Origin of the sequence: Prevotella sp. RM4 (assembly GCF_000701965.1) — a bacterium.
GTDB lineage: Bacteria > Bacteroidota > Bacteroidia > Bacteroidales > Bacteroidaceae > Prevotella > Prevotella ruminicola.
In genome coordinates, this window is sequence record NZ_JNKG01000008.1 from 206,771 (window position 1) to 227,700 (window position 20,930).

Below are 20,930 nucleotides of genomic sequence, written 5' to 3' on the forward strand. Positions count from 1 at the left end.
ATGCAGTTTTTAGGACTTTTGTCGACCTAAAATATTGTATGGCTTTCTATCTTTGCGCCATCAAAATCTTTAAAAACAAAAAATGAAACGTACTAAAACAATTTTATTATCGCTACTGGTAAGTGTTATAGGCTATGGCCAGAATAAAGCCAATAAGGTGTTCGATATGGTTGTTGCTTCTGATGGCAGTGGAAATTACACCAGCGTACAGGCAGCTATAAATGCTGCTCCCGAGCATTCTACACGTCCATATCTTATTTTTATTAAGAATGGTATATATGATGAATTGGTGGATATACCCGCCGAAAAGACTTATATACATCTTATCGGACAAGATGCAAATAGTACCATCATCCGTCATACCATGCATTGTGGCGGTAAGGATAGCAAGCAATTTGAGTATTCTGTTAATAATCCCCAATCAGAAAACTATAAACACCATGCAGTAATGGATAACTGGGGTAGTAACTTCTATATGGAGAATATCACCCTTGAGAATAGTTGGGGAACCCGACAACAGGCTGGTCCGCAAGCATTGGCCATCCGGACGTTTGCCGATAGAATGGCGTTCTACAATTGTAGATTCTTGTCTTTCCAGGATACATGGTTTACAACCACCAACGATACCGATCGCCATTATATTAAGGACTGCTATCTGGAGGGTGCCGTTGACTACATCTATGGTAGTGGCGATATTCTTGCTGAAGAAACTACCTTTTACAATGTGCGTAGCGGATCGATTATTACCGCACCATGCCACACCAAAGCACGTTATGGTTATGCGTTCTTAAACTGTATTGTGGATGGAAATCAGAAGGCAGCCGATGGAAAACTGAAATTAGGTCGTCCTTGGCATAACAATCCTGTAAACGTGTGGATTAACACCAAGATGCTTATTCCTGTTGCCCCTGAAGGTTGGACTGATATGGGTACCATTCCTTATCTTTTTGCCGAATATCGCAGTTATGACAATCAGGGCAAATTGATAGAAACAGAGCACCGTAAATCTATCTATACCTATACCGATCGCAGCACCGGAGCTAAGTATTCTGGTAGCAGCCGGACAACACTCACAACCTCCGAAGCTGCCAAATATAATTATCAGAATATGATACTGGCACCAGATGGTTGGAACCCTCGTAGTTATATGGAATCATTACCTGCTCCTGAAAAACTTTATTATAAAAAAGGCGTACTGCATTGGAAATCGGTAAAAGGAGCAAAAGGATATCTGGTAACAAACGATAAGAATGAAGTGGTTGGAATCGTGAAAGATAACCATCTAATAATAACACAGAAGCATAGTCAGTTATATACGGTTAGTACTATTAATCATTATGGTCACATCGGTAATAAAACGGAGATTCATATAGGATTATAGTTAGATTAGTTAATTGAAGTAAGTAAGATGGCTTCCTGTTGTTGTGAAATAGCAGGAAGTTTTTTCTAAAGAAGAAACAAATAAGGATAAAACTATTGCAATTTGAAAATAATCGTGTATCTTTGCACTCAATCAAACTACTAAAAGATGAAAAATAAAGTTCAATTTGTTATTGCATTTTTACTGCTTTGCAGTAGTTATACTGCAGCACAGATACAAATGCCATATATCCCCAATGGTATTATCGATACCACTCTGCACGAAACTGTAGGGTTAAAACCGGCTGCTAACGTAAAGACCGTAACGGTATTTAAGGCTACTGAGCAGTCCGACCACTATGCTAACGGTGTAGTATTGGCTGCGTTTAAGGGCGAGCTTTATTGCATGTGGCAAAGCTCGCCAAAGGATGAGGATAGCGACGATACCCGTGTGCTTTATAGCATCAGTAGCGATGAAGGCAATACTTGGAGCAAGCCCATGGTACTGTCTGCACCTGGCATGGATTGCTATTGCACATCAGGCGGTTGGCTGGTTAACGGCGACACCCTTATAGCTTTTATTGATACTTGGCAGAAAGGACTTTCGCCACGAGGCGGAAAGACTTGTTATATAACCAGTACCGACGGACTTTCGTGGAGTTCCATGAAACCTGTAAGAATGGCAGACGGCAGCGAGATGAACGGTGTACTGGAACAAGATCCTTATCGCTTGCCAGATGGACGTTTAGTGGGAGCCACTCACTTTATGCCAGGATTGCATATCTGTCCTGTATATACTGATGATCCGCGAGGCATCAGTGGCTGGCGCAAAGGGAATTTCGAATCAGAAGATATTAGTAAAACTTCGCGCGAAATTGAACCCAGTCAGTATTTGCGTCCCGATGGCACTTTCGTGATGCTATTCCGCGATCAAAGCAGTAGCTTCCGCAAACTGGTATCTGAAAGCAAGGATAGGGGAGTAACTTGGACAAAGCCAACGCTGACAACATTCCCTGATGGACGTACCAAACAGTGTGCGGGCAATCTGCCCGATGGCACCTCGTATATGGTTAGCTGTCCTGCTCCTGCCAAACGTCGCTGGCCGCTCGTGCTGCATTTGAGTAACGATGGCATAAAGTTCGATAAGGCCATCTTGTTGCGTAGTGGCTCACTAAACGATTTGCCACCACGGCGCTATGAGGGAAAATATAAAACCTTGGGATATAGCTACCCCAAGGCCATTGCATATCATCAAAACTTATATATTGGATATTCAACTAATAAAGAAGATGTAGAATGTACTATCGTTACCCTTTAGGGCTTTACGTGACGGTAACATTTTTTTGTTGTCTTTGTAGTCGATTTTTTGAATTAATAAAAATAATTGTTTAACTTTGCACCCAAACAAACTACAGAAATGAAGAAATTACTATTTACATTGTTTTTTGTGTTAGGCAGTATGGCTACTGCTTTGGCCGAGAATTATCCCTATCGTGCTGATTATTTGTGGCTTACGGTGCCCAATCACGCCGACTGGCTCTATAAGACAGGCGAACGTGCCAAGGTCGAGGTGTCGTTCTGCCTTTATGGTATGCCACAAAATGTGGAAGTGGCTTATGAGATAGGGCCCGATATGATGCCTGCTACGTCATCAGGAAAGGTAGCACTTAAGAATGGTCGTGCCGTGATTGATATGGGGACGATGAAGAAACCTGGTTTTCTTGATATGCGACTGAGCGTTGATGGCAAGTATCAGCATCATGTTAAGGTGGGCTTCTCGCCTGAGCTGTTAAAGCCCTACACCAAGAATCCTCAGGATTTCGATGCTTTCTGGAAGGCCAATCTTGATGAGGCCCGCAAAACGCCTGTATCAGTAAGTTGTAATAAGGTAGATAAATATACCACCGACGAGTTTGATTGCTATCTCCTGAAAATCAAGACAGATCGCCGTCATAGCATCTATGGCTATCTCACCAAACCCAAGAAAGCAGGTAAGTACCCCGTTGTGCTCTGTCCCCCAGGTGCAGGTATCAAAACCATTAAAGAGCCTATGCGTAGTACTTTCTATGCTAAGAACGGATTTATCCGTTTGGAGATGGAGATTCATGGTCTGAACCCAGAGATGACCGATGAGCAGTTTAAGGAGATAACCACTGCTTTTGATTACGAAAACGGTTATCTGACCAATGGGCTCGACGATCGCGACAACTACTACATGAAGCATGTTTATGTGGCATGTGTGCGAGCTATTGACTACCTGACATCGCTTCCCGATTGGGATGGTCAGAATGTTTTTGTACAAGGCGGAAGTCAGGGTGGGGCTCTTTCGCTCGTTACGGCAGGTCTCGATCCTCGTGTAACAGCCTGTGTTGCCAACCATCCTGCTTTAAGTGATATGGCCGGCTACTTGGATAACCGTGCTGGTGGCTATCCTCATTTTAACCGATTGAAGAATATGTTCACTCCCGAAAAGGTTAACACTATGGCTTATTACGATGTGGTAAACTTTGCCCGTCGTATTACCTGTCCGGTTTATATCACTTGGGGATATAATGATAATGTGTGTCCGCCAACTACCAGCTATATTGTCTGGAACCTGATAACAGCGCCCAAGGGATCGCTCATTACACCTATCAATGAACATTGGACTACTTCAGAAACAAATTATACTCAGATGCTATGGCTCAAAAAACAAGTAAAATAATCCTTGCGTTGATGGCGTTCTGCTGTCTTAATGCTTCAGCGCAGAAACGCGAAAAATTCGAGTTTATGCGTAATCTGCCTGTGTATGCCGACTCGCTAATTGCCCATTTCGATTATCCCTTGGCTTGGGAAAATAGTGGCATTAAGAAGTTTGCAAAATGGAAGAAGGTGGCTCGCCAGAAGGTGTTTGACTGCATGCTGATGCCACCGCCACCACCTGCTGATGGCTATCAGACTAAGGTGCTGTTCGAGGAACAGCGCGATGGCTATAAGGCGCAGAAGATTGAGATCCGCTTGTCGCAATATTACACCGTACCAGCTTATGTATTGATTCCCGATGGTAAAGGCCCGTTCCCAGCCATCAACCTGTTGCACGATCATGGTGCCCATTTATATATAGGTAAGGAGAAGATGATACGTCCGCTATCCTGTGAGGATAAAGCGGTAGTGAAAGATGCTGAGGAGTGGCTGGCTGGTTACGAAGGCCAGTTCTTTGGCGATTATCTGGCCAGGCAGGGCTATGTAGTTTTCTCGGCCGATGCCCCGATGTGGGGAGAACGTGGACAGAAAGAAGGACCGCGCCGCGACCGATACGATATGATAGCAGGCAATATGATGCTGTATGGCATCGACCTTTCGGCCTGGATGACTTACGACGATATCGCTGGTACCGAGTTCTTAGCGCAGATGCCTGAGGTAGATGCCTCGAGAATTGGTTGTACGGGCTGGTCGATGGGTGCCTATCGTGCCTGGATGTTGGCTGCACTCAGCGATCGCATCAAAGTAAGTGCTTCGGTATGCTGGATGGTTACAGCCGATGAGCAGTTGTCGTTTAAGTACGATCGAACCGAGAATGGCGGCTTTGCCAACTGTTTCCCAGGTTTGCGCCGCTGGATGGATTATCCCCATGTGGCTAGTATCGCTTGCCCTAAGCCTATGCTCTTTATCAATGGTAAACAGGATAAACTGTTCCCTGTGCCAGGTGTCGAAAAGGCCTTTGCCATCATGCACAATACCTGGAAAAGTCAGGGTGCCGACGATAAACTGGAAACCGAACTCTGGGATATCCCCCACAGCTGTGGTCTGAAAGCCCAGCAGCGTGTGCTCGAATTCTTCAAGAAACACTTATAAAAGGAAACTACTAAAATATGAAAAGAACGATTTTAATGGCAGTTGTCTGCCTGCCTCTTTTAGCTTCGGCTCAGTATGTGTCGAAGGTGTGGAGCCCCGAAAATGGCGATGGCACCTACACCAATCCTGTGATTAATGCTGATTATAGCGACCCCGATGTGTGCGTGGGTGCCAGCGGCGAGGATTATTACATGACGGCTTCGTCGTTTCAGTGCGTGCCTGGTCTGCCCATCCTGCACTCCAAGGATTTGGTAAACTGGGAGATTATCAATTATGCATTAGGCAATCTGTACGAGGGCGATGAGGCTTTGCTCGAGCATTTTAGTTCGCCTCGTCATGGTGCAGGCGTTTGGGCGCCTAGTATTCGCTATCATGCTGGTTGGTACTATATCTATTGGGGCGATCCCGACTTTGGTGTGTATATGGTAAAAACACAGGATCCTGCCGGCAAGTGGGAGGCTCCCGTTTGTGTGATTAAAGGGCAGGGGTATATCGATACCACGCCGCTTTGGGACGAGGATGGTCGCTGCTATCTGGTGAACGGATGGGCTAACAGTCGTTCTAAGTTCGCATCGGTACTTACGGTGCGCGAATTATCAGCTGATGGCACTCGTGCCATTGGCCAGCCTGTGATTGTTTTTGATGGCAACGGCACTGAGAATCGTACTTGTGAGGGACCGAAATTCTACAAGCGCGATGGTTGGTACTGGATTATGTGTCCTGCAGGCGGCGTGCCCACTGGCTTCCAGTTGGCCATGCGTAGTCGCAGCCCTTATGGTCCTTATGAGCATAAGATAGTATTAGCTCAGGGCAAGACTACTATCAACGGCCCTCATCAGGGTGGGTGGGTACATACCAAATACGGCGAGGATTGGTTCTTGCATTTTCAGGATAAGGAAGCCTATGGACGTGTGGTACATCTCAATCCCGTTGATTGGAGCACTGGTTGGCCCATCATGGGTAATAAGGGTGAGCCTGTAACAACCTACAAGAAACCCAAGAGTTCATCGAAAACGGTGGTTAACCCCGTTGAAAGCGATGAGTTTAATAGTAACAAGTTAGGCCTGCAGTGGCAATGGCATGCCAACTACGATGAGAAATTCGGTATGCCCACCGCCTTTGGCACCTATCGTATTTATAATTATAAACTCTCGGATAACTTCGTGAACTTCTGGGAGGTGCCCAATCTGTTGCTCCAGAAAACGCCTGCCGATAAGTTTACGGCAACCACCAAGATACGTTTCACCTCAAAGGCTGAAGGACAGATGGGCGGACTTATTATGATGGGCCTCGACTATTCGGCGTTGGTAGTAAAGCGTGTGGGTAAGCAGTTCCAATTGCTGCAACTCACCTGTAAGGCTGCCGATAAAGGCACTCCGCAGACAGAGCAGCTGATAGCAACCCTAAAACCCTCAGCCGAGGATAAGATCGATTACAAACCAGCTATCCACATGGATATCTATCTCCGTTTGAGTGTAGATAACTCTAAGTTGAAGTTCGCCTACAGTCTGGATGGCAAGAAGTTCAAATCCTGTGGTACTGAGTTCCAGATGCGCGAGGGCAAATGGATTGGCGCTAAGTTCGGTTATGTATCTGTAGATGATAATGCTAAATCCGATCGTGGCAATCTGGATGCCGACTGGATTAGGGTAACACCATAAGGTGCTTATATATAATAAGGTGTGGGCTTGTATCTATGGGATGCAAGCCCTTTTTTGTTATGCAAACGTTTGCATCGTGAAAATAACAATTTTAAACAAAAAAAAGAATAACTTATTGAAATCTGATTTATCTTTGCACCGATGAAACTGTAAATTCAAGCTCCCAAGAAGCTTAAAACGATATAACAATAACAAATTAACTCTAATTCAAATGTAATGATGAAGCAGGTAAACATTCAATTCCCGATGAGGATGCTTGGCCTTATTTTAGGTCTGTTCCTGTCGGTAAGTGCCTTTGCTCAGATTGACGTAAAAGGCCATGTGAAAGATGCTACAGGCGAACCCATTATCGGCGCAACAGTACGTGTAGACGGCACACAGGCCGCCACTGTTACTGATTTCGACGGTAACTTCGTGCTGAAGGCAGAACAGGGTGCAAACATTACCGTGAGCTATATTGGCTATCAGAGCCAGACGGTAAAGGCTGCTCCCAGTTTGGTGATTACGCTCCAGGACGATGCTGCTGTTCTTAACGAGGTAGTGGTTATCGGATATGGTGCAGTAAAAAAGAGCGACCTGACTGGTTCGGTTACAGCTTTGAAGCCCGATACAAAGAACAAGGGTTTGGTTGTTAACGCCCAGGAAATGATGCAGGGTAAGATTGCTGGTGTTAATGTAACCAGCGATGGTGGTACCCCTGGTGGTGGCTCTACCATCCGTATTCGTGGTGGTTCGTCTCTGAACGCATCAAACAGCCCTCTGATTGTTATCGATGGCGTACCTATGGATAACAACGGTGTGAAGGGTCTTGCTAACCCCCTCTCGATGGTAAACCCACAGGATATCGAGTCGTTCAACGTGCTGAAGGATGCTTCGGCAACTGCTATTTATGGTAGCCGTGGTTCTAATGGTGTTATCATTATCACCACTAAGAAGGGCCGCAAGGGTAGTGCACCTCAGGTAAGCTACTCAGGAAGTGTTACCATGAGTATGAAGAAGAAGACAGTTGATGTACTGGATGGCGATCAGTATCGTGCATTGGTTAAGCAGGTTTATGCCGGCAACTCTCGTGAGGCTGAGGCTTTGGCTGCTCTGGGCGATGCTAATACCGATTGGCAGAAGGAGATTTACCGCACTGCATGGAGCCACGATCATAATGTAACCGTAGCTGGTGCATTCAAGAACTTGCCTTATCGCGTATCTCTTGGTTATACCGATCAGCAGGGTATCTTGAAGACATCCGACTTTAAGCGTTACACTGCATCTGTGAACCTGAACCCATCACTGTTCGACGATCACCTTACTCTGAACCTGAATGCCAAGGGCATGTGGGCTAAGTCGCAGTATGCTGACACTGGTGCTATTGGTGCTGCTGTTGCTTTCGACCCAACCAAGCCTGTTCATGACGACAGTGCTACCAACTTTGGTGGTTACTGGGAGTGGCAGGTTCCTGGCTCATCACTCAACGATCCTTCATGGGCAACAACAACAAACCGTAATGCTACCAGCAACCCAGTGGCTCTGCTGGAGCTGAAGGACGACCGTGCTATCAGCCGCTCGTTTATCGGTAATGCCGAGGCCGACTATAAGATTCATGGTTTCGAGGATCTTCGCCTCCACCTTACTTTAGGTGCTGATGTCTCAGAGGGTAAGCAGTGGACAGATGTTGAGAATTCTTCTCCTGCAGCTATCTATTACGGCTCACATGGTTGGGATCGCATTACCAAGCGTAACCTCACCCTTTCGGCTTATGCTCAGTATTACAAGGATTTTGCAAAGATTCATCATGTAGATGTGATGGGAGGTTACGAGTGGCAGCACTTCTGGCGCTCACAGCGTAACAACTACTGGGGAGCATATCCCAGCACAAATGCTGAGAAGCCCGGACAGTATCACGATTGGTCGATGTACAACTATAAGACCGAGAACTATCTGGTTTCATTCTTCGGACGTGCTAATTATACGCTGATGGATCGTTATATGTTCACAGCTACTGTACGTGACGATGGCTCTTCACGTTTCCAGGATCACTGGGCACTCTTCCCATCAGCAGCTTTCGCATATAAGATTAATGAGGAGAAGTTCTTTAAGGATATCAACTGGCTCTCTGACCTGAAGCTTCGTCTGAGCTATGGTAAGACCGGTCAGCAGGATGGTATTGGCGATTACAACTACTTTGCTATTTATGCCATGAATACTGGTGTTGGTAGCTACTACGATATCAGTGGCGATGGTTCATTGGCTCGTCCAGATGCTTACGACCCATCACTGAAGTGGGAGACAACTGATACTTATAACATCGGTTTGGACTTCGGCGTTCTGAATCAGCGAATCACTTTCAGCATCGATGCTTATCTGCGTAAGACCACCGACCTGCTGAACAGTGCTAACGTAGCTGCTGGTTCTAACTTCAAGAACACCGTGATGACTAACATCGGATCGATGGAGAATAAGGGTGTCGAGGTTACCATCGGTGCTAAGCCTATTCAGGCTAAGGATTGGTACTGGACCGTTGACTACAACTTTACCTACAATAAGAACAAGATTACCGAGCTGGTAGGTGGCGACGATAAGAGCTACTTCGTTCCAACAGGTGGTATCGGTGGTGGTACTGGTGTTACAGCTCAGGCTCATGCCGTAGGTCATCCTAAGAGCTCGTTCTATGTTTACCAGCAGGTTTACGATAATGCAGGCAAACCTATCGAGGGACAGGTAGTTGACCGCAATGGTGATGGTACTATTACCGAGGCTGATAAGTACTACTATAAGAGTCCTGATGCTCCTGTAACTATGGGCTTGAGCTCACGTCTGGAGTACAAGAACTTCGACTTCGGCTTCACACTCCGTGCCAGCATTGGTAACTATGTATTCAACAACCTGATGTCGGGTAATGTTAACCTGAGTGCCGGTGAGCTTTACTCAAGTGGTAACAACTTCTTCGGCAACCGTCCTGTTGCAGCACTCGACTACAATTGGCAGACCTATGATCTGGAAGCTAAGCTGTCTGACCACTGGGTACAGAACGGTTCGTTCCTGAAGTGCGACAATATCACACTGGGTTACAGCTTCGAGAACCTCCTCCCAATGGGTAGCTACAAGGGCGTTAGCGGTCGTGTATATGCTACTGCTTCTAATGTATTCTGCATCACGAAGTACAAGGGCATCGACCCAGAAGTGTTCGGTGGTATCGACAACAATCTCTACCCCCGTCCTATCTCATTCATCCTTGGTTTGAATCTGAACTTCTAACATTATAAATAAGGTAACAATGAAAACATATATCAAAAATATCATTCCGGCAGCTGCCTTACTCGTAGCAGTAGGATTCAGCTCTTGTACGAAGGATCTGGATGTGACACCTATCGACCCGAACCTGAATACAGAGATTCAGCCGGAGGCACTCTTTAACAAGTGCTATGCAAACATCGCTGTAGCCGGTAACGGTGGTGCTAACGGCGATTGCGACGTCGACGGTATCGATGGTGGTACCTCAGGATATGTTCGCCAGCTGTGGAACGCTCAGGAGTTAACTACCGATGAGGCTATCTGCGGATGGGGTGATGAGGGTATTTCTAACTTCTGCTATAACACTTACGATGCCAGCCATCCTATGCTGCGTGGTTTCTACTATCGTTTGTACACTGGTATCTCTTTCTGCAATCAGTATCTGCAGGAGTTCGGTAGCTACAATACCGCTATGACAGCAGAGATTCGTTTTATACGTGCGCTCAACTACTTCTATCTGATGGATGGTTGGGGTAATGTTCCTTTCGTGACCTCGATCTCTTCTGAGAAGCCTGTACAGTATTCACGTCAGGAAGTGTTCAACTTTGTAGAGAGCGAGCTGTTGGAGATTGAGCCACAGCTGAATGCTGCTGTAGCAAAGAAGTCGACCGACGACGGTTACGGCCGTGTTGACAAGGCTGCTGCATGGCTGCTGCTGGCCCGTCTGTATCTGAATGCTGAGGTTTACACAGGCACTGCTCAGTGGCAGAAGGCTGCCGACTATGCCAAGAAGGTGATGGATTCAAGCTATAAGCTGAATACCACTGCTGTTGGCAAGTGGAGTGCTTACCAGATGCTGTTTATGGGCGACAATGGTGAGACAAGCGCTGCTTACGAGGCTGTATTCCCAATCCTGCAGGATGGTGTTCGCACTACCTCTTGGGGTACTTCTCTCTTCATGATCGCTTCTACTCACGATGCCGACATGTCAGACGTTAATGGTACAACCGAGGCTTGGGGTGGTAACCGCACTCGTCCTCAGCTCATCCAGAAGTTCTTCCCTGGTAACGATGCTCCTGAGGCTGCTCCTAGTGATGTAGTGAAGGCTGCTGGCGATGATCGCGCCATCTTCGACACCAGAGGTCGTGAACTCGAGAACACCGATCCTAGCAACTTTAAGAATGGTTATGCTGTAGCTAAGTATAATAACTATACCACTAATGGCGCAGCAACCAGCAGTGCTCAGTTCCCTGATGCCGACTTCTTCCTGATGCGTTCGGCTGAGGCTTATCTGACTTATGCTGAGGCACTGGCTCGTTTGAACGGTGGAGCTACTACAGCCGAGGCAGCAAGTGCTATTAACACACTGCGTCTCCGTGCTAATGCCGACACTAAGGCTAACTACTCATTAGATGAGATTTGCGATGAGTGGTGCCGTGAGTTCTACTTCGAGGGTCGTCGTCGTATGGACCTCGTTCGCTTTGGCAAGTTTGGTGGTAGCAGCGATTACGTATGGCAGTGGAAGGGTGGTGCCATTAATGGCCGCAACTTCGACGCAACGAAGAACCTCTTTGCTATCCCAACAACGGATCTGACAGCCAATCCAAATCTGACTCAGAATCCTGGCTATTGATTAATTGATAATGAATAATTAAGAATTGATAATTATGAAAACAATATTGAAGTCAACACTACTGCTGCTTTGCAGCGTGGGCCTGTTCACCGCTTGTAGCGATGACAACGACTCCAACCCAACGCTGGGTCAGCCTACTACATTTGTGCTGAATACTCCAGGCTATGCCAGCATGCCTGTTAATCTGGAAACATCAACAGAACTGCCTTTCACATGGTCTTCGCCTGATTACGGATGCCCCGTTGAGGCTGAGTTCCAGTTAGAGGCTTCTATCAATGGCAGTTTCACCGTATCAACTGCCGAGGCTGAGGAGAACGAGAGTCTGGTTCCTGATTACGTTGCACTGCCTGCTACCTTTACAGGTGGTTCTGGTTCAATGGATGCTGCCAAACTGGCTGCAGCTGTCAACACCATGGGTAACTGGGGTGATGATGCACCTGAGACTGTAACGCTTACAGTTCGTGCTTCGGCTACTACCAAGGGTGCAGCTACTATCTACTCTAATACAGTTAATATTATTGTTGTTCCTGCTGACGAGATTGCTCCCGCATTCCCAATGTATATTTACGAGATTGGTAATGAGAGCGGTTGGGGTACAGCTCATGCACTCTGCAGTCCTAACCAGGATGGTATCTATAAGGGCTTCTACTACCTCGATGGTGAGTTCAAGTTCAAACCAAACGAGAACGACTGGAATAATGACTGGGAGAACGACGGCGATGGTAAGATTGCTGATAATGGCGGTTCTAACATGCCAGGCGTTGATGCAGGTTTCTACCTGATTACTGTCGACCTGAACGAGATGACCTATAGCGTTACACCTATCACCAACATCAGTATCATCGGTGGCTTCAACGATTGGGCTGGCGACGTAGAGATGACTTACAATGTTGAAGGTGGCTATTGGGAGTGCACAACAGGCGAAGTATCTGGCGAGTACAAGTTCCGTGCTAACCACGATTGGGCTATCAACTGGGGTGGAACTGAGGACAACCTGACACAGGATGGTGCAAACCTGAATAGCGACGGCGGTACTCACACCTACAAGCTTTATCTCTCTTGTGAGAACAAACATCATGTAGTTATCGAGTAACTAAATAACGACGTAGAATTATGAAAAAGATATTATCATTAATGGGTATGGCCTTGCTGATGGCAAGTTGTACCGACGATTATAAAGATTGGGCAGAGCCGTTCAGCAATGCACCCGAGGATCCGTATAGCATCAGCTTTACTGCCTCGCCTGCAAGTCCTATCGACTTTGCTACCATCAGCGGTGATAAGGTGCTGCTGTTCAACTCAACAATCGAAGGTCCTGAGGGTGCTGCAGCTACTGAGTATGAAGTAGTACTGAGCGACGAGTCTGGCGAAAACCAGACACCTGTTGAGGTAGACGCCGAAGGCTATGCTAATGTCGAGGAGCTCGAGGCTGCAGTTTATGGTCTTTACGGTCGCCGTCCTGTTGCTCGTACCATTCCTATGGAGGTTGGTGTTGCTATCAATGTCAAGGGTGCTTCTATTGTTAAGACAGCCTCTACTACATTAACCGCTACTCCTAATGCTCCAGAGATTGAGGAGGCTTACTACATCACAGGTACACCTAATGGTTGGAATAACAGCGATACATCGCTCGAGCTTACTAATGGCGGTGGTGATGTTTATGAGAATCCTGTCTTCAAGGTGCTGATTCCTGCTACAGGTAGCGATATTAGCTTCAAAGTAACACCTAAGTCAGGTCTTGGTGGCGACTGGAGCAAGTGTCTCACAGCATCTGATACCGAGGGTAAGTTCGCTACAAATAATGCAGGCGCCGACTTGAAGATTCCTCATGTTGAAGGAGCTAAGTTCTATCGCGTAGAGTTTAATATGCTCGACCAGACCTGGAAGTACGATGCTCTGAATTTCAATACTTACATCTGGCAGGCTGGTAATGGCAACGGATGGGGTAGCCCTGCTTCTCCACTCTATAGCCCTGCTGGCGATGGTAAGTACACTGGCTTTATGTATTTGGATGGTGAGTTCAAGTTCCGTAGCGGCGAGGACAACTGGAATGCTCCTGATTGGGGAAAAGGCGCTAGCGAGGGAACTTTGGCCGAGCAGGCTGGTAACCTGAGTGCTGATGCTGGTTATTACAAGGTTGAAGTAGACCTGGGTGCTCTTACCTATAAGCTCACACCGATTACAACTATCGGAATTGTAGGTCCTGCTCAGGCTGGTGGCTGGGATGCCGACACCGACATGACTTACAATAAGGAGACTGGCGCTTGGGAAGCTACTGTAGAGTTGGCTGCTGATGAGATGAAGTTCCGTGCTAACGATGGTTGGGACATCAACTGGGGTGGCACTGAGAACAATCTTACTCAGGGTGGTAACAACATCAAGGTTGCTACTGCTGGTAAGTACTTTATCCAGCTCTTCGCTTACTGCGATAGCAAGGCTACCTTTAAGATGACTAAGCAATAATCTTCGTGCAACCGATTGCATAAGATAACTTGCATAAAATGAGCCGCTTGGAGAATAACCAAGCGGCTTTTTTCATATCTTTGCAGCAAATTCAATAATACAGATAACTAAAAGAGCATGATGAGAAGACTTTACGCCACATGGATATTTTGTTTGGTAGCTGTTGCTGCCATGGCTCAGGGCTGGCCCAAGGATTATAGCGGTGTAATGCTACAGGGGTTCTACTGGGATAGCTATAACGACTCGCAGTGGACACGTTTAAAGAAGCAGGCCGATGACCTTTCGAAGGTGTTCGACCTGGTTTGGATTCCACAGAGTGGTTACTGTGGCGGTCAGTCGATGGGATACGACGATCTGTATTGGTTCACCAACTATAACAGCTCTTTTGGAACCGAGGCCGAATTGCGTTCGATGATTGCAACGTTTAAGGAAAAAGGTATCGGTACCATTGCCGATGTGGTGATTAACCATCGTCGTAATGTGTCGTCATGGACAGATTTTCCTGCCGAGACCTATAATGGCGTAACTTATCAGCTTACATATAACGATATCTGTAGCGATGATGAGGCTGCTACGAATGGTCATCAGGTTGGTCCTAATAAGGATACTGGCGAAGGTTGGGATGGCATGCGTGATTTGGACCATATGAGCGAGAATGTGCAAACCAACGTAAAGGCTTATCTCAAGTTCTTGCTCAACGATCTGGGTTACACAGGTTTCCGTTACGATATGGTAAAAGGCTATGCTGGCATGTACACTAAGATGTATAACGAGGACAGTAAACCCTCTTTTTCGGTTGGTGAATGCTGGGATGCCAGTAAGGTGATACAGGACTGGATTGATGCGGCTGGCAAAACAAGTGCTGCGTTCGATTTTCAGTTCCGTTATACCGTTCGTAATGCCATCAATAACAACGATTGGACCATGCTGGGTAAGGATAATGGCACTTACACCAAGGACAAGGTAGAATACCACAACTATCCGCTCATTAGTAAGAATTACGAGAATGCTAGCTATAGCCGGTATGCTGTAACATTCGTAGAGAATCACGATACCGAGAAGCGTGCTAATGCCGCTCAGGATCCTATAAAAAAAGATACCTTGGCTGCCAATGCCTATATGTTGGCTATGCCTGGCACACCTTGTGTGTTCCTGACGCATTGGAAGGCCTATAAGCAGGAGATTGCCAATATGATTACTGTACGTAAGGCTGTTGGCATCACCAATACGAGCGCTTATACGAATATGGCTTCTAATAAAGACTACTATGCCGTACAGACAACTGGTACGAAGGGTAAGCTGCTTGTTGTGGTGGGCACCAACGCTGCTGGTTACACCCCCAAGGGCAGTGAATGGAAGAAAGCAATTAGCGGTTATCATTATGTATATTATGTCAGCGATATCGACCCCGCTTCTATTACGTATCCAGAGATCAAGACCGAGGAAGAGAAAGATGGTGAATACGCTGGAGTTCCTACTTTCTGTACAATAGAAGAGGGTGAGCGCTGTGCTTTCTTCGAGGCACCTGTCTCATGGGGTAGTCAGATATTTGTTTGGGCTTGGATGAACAATGGTGATGGCAAAGACTACCTCGGCACCGACTGGCCTGGTGTTTCTGCCACCAAATTGGGTACTGCCGATAATGGTAACAGCGTTTGGAAGTGGACTGTAACAGGTTCAGTAAATCCCGATAACATTATTTTTAGTGGTGGTGGTATGCAGACAGGTAATATGAATTATACCAACGGCGGCTACTACTTTGGTAAAGACGGGTTGAAAGCCACTGTAACAGCCACGGCTATACGCCATATCGATATGACAGGTCAGCCTGCCGAGCATGCCGTCTTCGATCTTCAGGGCCGACAGGTAGGCACCACCAAGAGTTCGTTGAAGCCTGGGGTTTACATTATTAATAAGCAAAAGTTCATAGTAAGATAGTTAGTTAGTATTTGAGAAACGTGCGGACGGCAAACCAACAGTGTAGTAGCAAGGTTTGCACGCGTCCGTAATGATGCTCCATCACTCGGTATCGCTCCATGAGCGATTCGCGGTGGTGGAGCGTTGTTTGTCCCTCCTGGGTGTAGTTGGCCACTACCATGTGCAGGTTCAGTAGGGGCACATTCTCTTTGGCGGCTGCTTTCATCACACGGATACACCAGTCAACATCGGCCGAGTAGCGGTACTGCATATCATAAGGTGTGGCAATGGCGAAATCGGCGCGGGCATAAAAAGCCTGATGGCATACCAGCATGCCCTGGCGGAACGATTTCCACGTAAGGCGTTCGGGTGGTGCCAGTCGGCGGTGGTGCAGGAAATGCCCCTCGCCATCCACAATGTCGGTGTCGCCGTACGCAACTGCTGGCAGTTGCGAGGTGTTGGGTGATGGGTGGTTGGTGTTGGTTATTGCCAGCGCTATGCGGCTGGCGATATCTGGTGCAGGCAGGAAATCGCCGGCATTCAGAAAACATACGTAATCGCCTGTGAGGCATCTCAGACCTTTGTTCATAGCATCGTAGATACCCTTGTCGGGCTCTGATGTTACTTGAATCTGATGGCCGTTTTCGGCTGCATTCGATTGGGCAATGTAGTCGTTCACCAGTTTCAGCGTATCGTCTGTCGATGCACCATCAATAATCAGGTGCTCGATGTTGGGATAATCCTGCTCAAGCACACTGTCGAGTGTACGTTTCAGCACCTTGGCTGCATTATAGGTAATGGTAACGTATGTAATTCGTATCTCACTCATATTATAATTCAATCTTACAGTTCTGTCCGTCTTTCTTAACGATGTAGGCGGGATTACCGACGACGGTGCAGTTGTCGGGTACGTTCTTGGATACCACGGCGCCGGCACCGATGGTTACATGGTTGCCGATGGTGATGCCGCCAAAAACGGTGGCGCCGGTAAATATCTTCACATCATCACCGATGATAGGACGCTGCATCTTGCCGTCGTTGCCTAATGTTACCAGCTGCAGACAATAGAAATTGCTACCTATACGCTCGGCATTCAGGTAGGTGGCGTAGTTGTGCTCAAAGTGGGCACCAGGTCCGATGCTTGGGCACCAGATGTGGAGCGTAGGATCGGGGGGAAGCATCCATTTGATGAATACCGATACATACTCGCCCAAGCGGTAATAAAACAGGTTGCGGAACACCTTCTGACGGGTGCATACTTTGATAAAGGCACCAATGCCACTGCCATCGGCAGAGTACTTCTCTAAATCGGGGGCTATCTTACTGCGATTCGCCATATATAATATGATATGTGGAATCATGCGCAGGGTTGAGGTCGAGAGTATCACGGCTTGAGTCAATGGATTCATATCTTGTAATGCTTGTAGGCCATAGCCTGATTATACACTTCGATATATCTCGAGGCCACACTGCGCTGTGAGTAGCTCATGTTAACCTGATGTACGGCTTGCTGCGATAGTTGTGCATAGTCGGTATTGCTAAGCACCCAGTTGATACCTGTAGCCAGATCGTCGGCATCGCGGAAACGGGCCACATAGCCGTTCTTCTGATGGTCGATCATCTCTGGAATGCCGCCCACCCTGAATCCTACACAGGGCACACCGCAGGCCATGGCTTCCATAATGGTGTTAGGTAGATTGTCCTCAAGCGATGGCAGCACAAACACGTCGGCTGCATTGTAAACATCCACAATGCGTTTCTCGTCGTTTACATAGCCTAACGGATAAACGGGCAGTGCCAACTGGGGAGCTACATCCTCCGAGTGTCCGCCTAAGATGGCTATCACCGTGTTCTCGCGTGCTTCTGGATGCTGTTCTGCCAAGCGGTTGATGGCATCGGTAAAGTAGGCCATGCCCTTGCGGTCGTCGGTAACACGTTGCGACACAAACAGTATGATGCGCTTATCGGTTGGCAGCTCCAAACGCTGACGGGCCTGCTGCTTATCTTCGGGGTGGTAGATGTGCGTATCAATTGGGTTGGGTACGCTGCAGATATGCTGTCCCTGTAGCAAGGCACTCTTCTTGGCTTCACCTTCTAACCACTTGCTGCAAGCCACAAACGATATGTGGTGCTCGCTCAGTAATTTCTGCTTTTGGTTCCAGATGGCGGTCGAAAGGTCGTTCGCCGAGCCGCCACCAGGCAACAGCTGGCATTGCTTGCAGGCCATTTTAAAGTAGCCACAGCCACGGGTGTAATGACAGATACCGGTGGCTGGCCAGATATCGTGCAAGGTCCATACCACAGGTTTGCCGCTACGTAGAATCTTACGGATACTGTTGAGCGACAGCATGCCCTGATTAATCCAGTGCAGATGGATGATATCAGCCTCTTGGAATTCGCGCATGTTGGTGATGTCGGTTCCTGCATTGGCGATGTCGATCTCAAACAGGTGCTGCTTGCTGAAGTGCAGATGGCAGAACACCACCAGTCGCTCCCATAGGAAATGCCAGCGCTTCATAGGCGACTTAGGGAGTTGGGCAACCGTCAGGGTATCCGATTCCTTATCGCGTACCAGCATCTTGGCTTTTACACCACTATTATTAAGAGCCTTCATCAAGCGGTTGGCTGCTACAGCAGCCCCGCCTGTACGCTCGCTTGTATTTACTATGAGTATTTTCATGGGGACAAAGGTACAATAAGTTTTTGTTAAAACCAAGTGAAAATACGTAAATATATGTTGTGTCCGTGCACAAGACTTGATATAAATCAAGATTAACGTGTAATTATACACTTAAAACGCAGAAAAACTTGTGAGATTCGAAAAAACGTCGTACCTTTGCACCCGTCAAAAGGTTAATAGATTAGATTGTTTTAGGTTAGTAGTAATATTTATAGTTTTAGGTTTTTAGTTATTGGTAAAAGAAAGTTTTCAACAGTGGGATAACTGGAGGTCGCTGTGAAGCTCCCTTTTAAACTTTCAAATTTTTGGCCCTTGTGGGCTGAAAATTTCTTTTTTATACGAAAAGGATTTTTAGTTAAACATAGGCTTTTGTGATGCCACAGCTCGTGAGGGTTGTGGCATCACTCTTTTTATGCCTTTTCAATCAGCACCACAGCATAAGCCGAGATACCTTCTTCGCGACCGGTAAAGCCCAGTTTCTCGGTAGTGGTAGCTTTGATAGAGATATCATCTTCGTCGCAGCCAATCACCTGGGCCATGCAGGCTTTCATTTCGGGGATGTGTGGGTTCATCTTTGGGCGCTCGGCGCAGATAGTGGCATCAATGTTCACCAGCTTATAACCTTTGGTAGCTATCAGCTCGATGGTCTTCTTCAAGATAACCTTACTGTCCATACCGTCGGTAAACTCAGCGGTATCGGGGAAGTGGTAGCCGATATCACGCATGTTGGCAGCGCCCAGCAGCGCATCGCACACAGCATGCAGCAGCACGTCGGCATCGCTGTGACCTAACAATCCCTTACTATGTTCTAACTTAATGCCGCCCATCCAAAGGTCGCGGCCTTCTACTAACTGATGGACATCAAAGCCCATACCAACTCTAATCTTCATATTCTCAATGTTTTATCTTTAATGTTTAATGTTTAATGTTTAATCTTTAATGTTCAATGTCTGAACAGGTCCTTAATACCGTCCATATCAAACGTTAGCGAGAAACGCAGTGTCTGGTCAAGTGGGTTGCTGCGTGCTGTTGATATCACGTAGCCCACATCCAGCGAAAACACGTTCATCTTAAAGCCGCCACCCACGGTAAAATATTTCAGGTTACCTTTCGACTCGGCCTGATGGTGGTAGCCGGCGCGCAGCGAAAACTGATCGTGGTACACGTACTCGGCACCTACGCTCCATTGTATCTCCTTCAACTCTTCGCTCAGTCCGCCCGGGGCATCGCCAAAACTCTTGAAGATACCGCTGATGGCACTAATGTCGCTATACTCGCGGCGCACGCGGTCCTGGTAGTCGCTGTTCGATTCGCCCTCTTCCTGTCGGGGCACGGTGGGCACCAGCAGTTTGTTGGCGTCGGCGGCTATCGAAAAGCGGTTGTACTCGTCGATGGGCACCATGAGCGAGGCACCAAGGCGCAGGTTGGCGGGCAGGAACTGACTCTCATCGTCGCCGTAGTAACTAATCTTACTACCTATGTTCGACATGTTCAATCCAATGCCCAACTGGCACTCTCTGCTGCCCAGCATCACGTAGTTGTTATAGTACATCGCCAGGTCGGCGGCAAAGGCCGAGGCGGGTTTCGAGTCTTCGCTGTAGTCGTAGCGCAGGTCGCTGTATATCCAACGGATAGCGGCAGCCAACGAGAACTTCTCGCTCAGCATCATCGAATAAGCCACATCAAACGACATCTCGTAGGGTTTAACTGTCATGCCATCGTTGGCAAACACCTCGCCAAGCGAGAAATAGCGCAGCGAACCGCTGATGGCCGAATAGTCGCCAATGCGGTAGTAGCCTGCCAGATAGGCCAGGTCGATATCATTTACCAACTGGCGCAGCCATGGGGTATAGTTCAGGGCGATACCTGCACGACTGATACAGAAGGGGTATTTGGCGGGGTTCCAATACTGTGAGTTCACGTCGGGATCAGTAGCCGCACCCACATCACCCATACCGGCGCCACGGGCATCGGGGGCAATCGTCTGCGATATCACGGCATGCTCTACGGGGTTGAACATCGCGTTCTTCTCGTCCTGCGCCGAAGCAGAGAAAAGTGAATAGTGAATAGTGAATAGTGTCACCATCACCCACCTTAGTATACGTCCTTTATCTTCCATATTCTTCAATTTTTCAATCTTTAATGTTTAATGTTTAAT

At 47.3% G+C, this 20,930-nt stretch carries 15 protein-coding genes; 10 read left to right on the forward strand and 5 right to left on the reverse strand.

The features are described from left to right. Positions 1–82 precede the first annotated feature (82 nt). From T499_RS0106920 to T499_RS0106965, 10 genes are all read left to right on the forward strand, one after another. Entirely contained in the window at positions 83–1,381 is a 1,299-nt protein-coding gene (locus T499_RS0106920) for a pectinesterase family protein (RefSeq protein ID WP_033150351.1), read from the forward strand. A 147-nt stretch (positions 1,382–1,528) separates the two neighbouring features. Continuing rightward, entirely contained in the window at positions 1,529–2,677 is a 1,149-nt protein-coding gene (locus tag T499_RS0106925) for a sialidase family protein (RefSeq protein WP_033150352.1), read from the forward strand. A 66-nt stretch (positions 2,678–2,743) separates the two neighbouring features. After that, positions 2,744–4,063, forward strand: coding sequence for an acetyl esterase Axe7A (gene axe7A / locus T499_RS0106930; RefSeq protein WP_369793372.1), 1,320 nt, complete (start codon positions 2,744–2,746; stop codon positions 4,061–4,063). A gap of 11 nt (positions 4,064–4,074) precedes the next feature. Continuing rightward, positions 4,075–5,193, forward strand: a complete 1,119-nt coding sequence (locus T499_RS0106935; protein WP_033150354.1) for an alpha/beta hydrolase family protein — start codon at positions 4,075–4,077, stop codon at positions 5,191–5,193. Between the two features lie 17 nt (positions 5,194–5,210). Further along, on the forward strand, positions 5,211–6,854 hold the full coding sequence (locus T499_RS0106940) for a glycoside hydrolase family 43 protein (protein WP_033150355.1): 1,644 nt from the start codon (positions 5,211–5,213) through the stop codon (positions 6,852–6,854). Between the two features lie 219 nt (positions 6,855–7,073). Further along, a complete protein-coding gene (locus T499_RS0106945; RefSeq protein WP_033150536.1) occupies positions 7,074–10,103 on the forward strand; it encodes a SusC/RagA family TonB-linked outer membrane protein in 3,030 nt (1,009 codons plus the stop codon). 19 nt (positions 10,104–10,122) lie between these two features. Next, on the forward strand, positions 10,123–11,712 hold the full coding sequence (locus T499_RS0106950) for a RagB/SusD family nutrient uptake outer membrane protein (RefSeq protein ID WP_033150356.1): 1,590 nt from the start codon (positions 10,123–10,125) through the stop codon (positions 11,710–11,712). Positions 11,713–11,746: 34 nt separating this feature from the next. Continuing rightward, positions 11,747–12,805 (forward strand): SusE domain-containing protein, encoded by a 1,059-nt coding sequence (locus tag T499_RS14150; protein ID WP_081358044.1) that lies wholly within the window; start codon positions 11,747–11,749, stop codon positions 12,803–12,805. Between the two features lie 20 nt (positions 12,806–12,825). Next, entirely contained in the window at positions 12,826–14,175 is a 1,350-nt protein-coding gene (locus T499_RS0106960) for an Outer membrane protein SusF domain-containing protein (protein ID WP_033150357.1), read from the forward strand. Positions 14,176–14,292: 117 nt separating this feature from the next. Beyond that, positions 14,293–16,113, forward strand: coding sequence for an alpha-amylase family glycosyl hydrolase (locus T499_RS0106965; protein WP_369793373.1), 1,821 nt, complete (start codon positions 14,293–14,295; stop codon positions 16,111–16,113). Positions 16,114–16,117: 4 nt separating this feature from the next. On the opposite strand, the gene T499_RS0106970 is transcribed toward T499_RS0106965, so the two are convergent. From T499_RS0106970 to porV, 5 genes are all read right to left on the reverse strand, one after another. Next, a complete protein-coding gene (locus T499_RS0106970; protein ID WP_033150358.1) occupies positions 16,118–16,921 on the reverse strand; it encodes a glycosyltransferase family 2 protein in 804 nt (267 codons plus the stop codon). 1 nt (position 16,922) lies between these two features. Next, positions 16,923–17,501 (reverse strand): LbetaH domain-containing protein, encoded by a 579-nt coding sequence (locus T499_RS0106975; protein ID WP_033150359.1) that lies wholly within the window; start codon positions 17,499–17,501, stop codon positions 16,923–16,925. Beyond that, positions 17,498–18,772, reverse strand: coding sequence for a glycosyltransferase family 4 protein (locus T499_RS0106980; protein ID WP_033150360.1), 1,275 nt, complete (start codon positions 18,770–18,772; stop codon positions 17,498–17,500). Before T499_RS0106980 ends, T499_RS0106975 begins: the two co-directional genes overlap by 4 nt. A gap of 410 nt (positions 18,773–19,182) precedes the next feature. Further along, on the reverse strand, positions 19,183–19,662 hold the full coding sequence (ispF, locus tag T499_RS0106985) for a 2-C-methyl-D-erythritol 2,4-cyclodiphosphate synthase (protein WP_028906791.1): 480 nt from the start codon (positions 19,660–19,662) through the stop codon (positions 19,183–19,185). A 53-nt stretch (positions 19,663–19,715) separates the two neighbouring features. Next, positions 19,716–20,858: a type IX secretion system outer membrane channel protein PorV gene (gene porV / locus T499_RS0106990; RefSeq protein WP_091861247.1), complete on the reverse strand. Its 1,143-nt coding sequence runs from the start codon at positions 20,856–20,858 to the stop codon at positions 19,716–19,718. Positions 20,859–20,930: the final 72 nt, after the last annotated feature.

What these genes read in the sequence shown, in the direction of transcription:
- T499_RS0106965 (WP_369793373.1), top strand. Translation starts at nt 14,293, where the DNA reads ATGATGAGAAGACTTTACGCCACATGGATATTTTGTTTGGTAGCTGTT.
- ispF (WP_028906791.1), bottom strand. Translation starts at nt 19,662, where the DNA reads ATGAAGATTAGAGTTGGTATGGGCTTTGATGTCCATCAGTTAGTAGAA.
- T499_RS0106980 (WP_033150360.1), bottom strand. Translation starts at nt 18,772, where the DNA reads ATGAAAATACTCATAGTAAATACAAGCGAGCGTACAGGCGGGGCTGCT.
- porV (WP_091861247.1), bottom strand. Translation starts at nt 20,858, where the DNA reads ATGGTGACACTATTCACTATTCACTATTCACTTTTCTCTGCTTCGGCG.
- T499_RS0106920 (WP_033150351.1), top strand. Translation starts at nt 83, where the DNA reads ATGAAACGTACTAAAACAATTTTATTATCGCTACTGGTAAGTGTTATA.
- T499_RS0106950 (WP_033150356.1), top strand. Translation starts at nt 10,123, where the DNA reads ATGAAAACATATATCAAAAATATCATTCCGGCAGCTGCCTTACTCGTA.
- T499_RS0106960 (WP_033150357.1), top strand. Translation starts at nt 12,826, where the DNA reads ATGAAAAAGATATTATCATTAATGGGTATGGCCTTGCTGATGGCAAGT.
- T499_RS0106925 (WP_033150352.1), top strand. Translation starts at nt 1,529, where the DNA reads ATGAAAAATAAAGTTCAATTTGTTATTGCATTTTTACTGCTTTGCAGT.
- T499_RS0106975 (WP_033150359.1), bottom strand. Translation starts at nt 17,501, where the DNA reads ATGAATCCATTGACTCAAGCCGTGATACTCTCGACCTCAACCCTGCGC.
- T499_RS0106970 (WP_033150358.1), bottom strand. Translation starts at nt 16,921, where the DNA reads ATGAGTGAGATACGAATTACATACGTTACCATTACCTATAATGCAGCC.
- T499_RS0106935 (WP_033150354.1), top strand. Translation starts at nt 4,075, where the DNA reads ATGGCGTTCTGCTGTCTTAATGCTTCAGCGCAGAAACGCGAAAAATTC.
- T499_RS0106945 (WP_033150536.1), top strand. Translation starts at nt 7,074, where the DNA reads ATGAAGCAGGTAAACATTCAATTCCCGATGAGGATGCTTGGCCTTATT.
- T499_RS14150 (WP_081358044.1), top strand. Translation starts at nt 11,747, where the DNA reads ATGAAAACAATATTGAAGTCAACACTACTGCTGCTTTGCAGCGTGGGC.
- T499_RS0106940 (WP_033150355.1), top strand. Translation starts at nt 5,211, where the DNA reads ATGAAAAGAACGATTTTAATGGCAGTTGTCTGCCTGCCTCTTTTAGCT.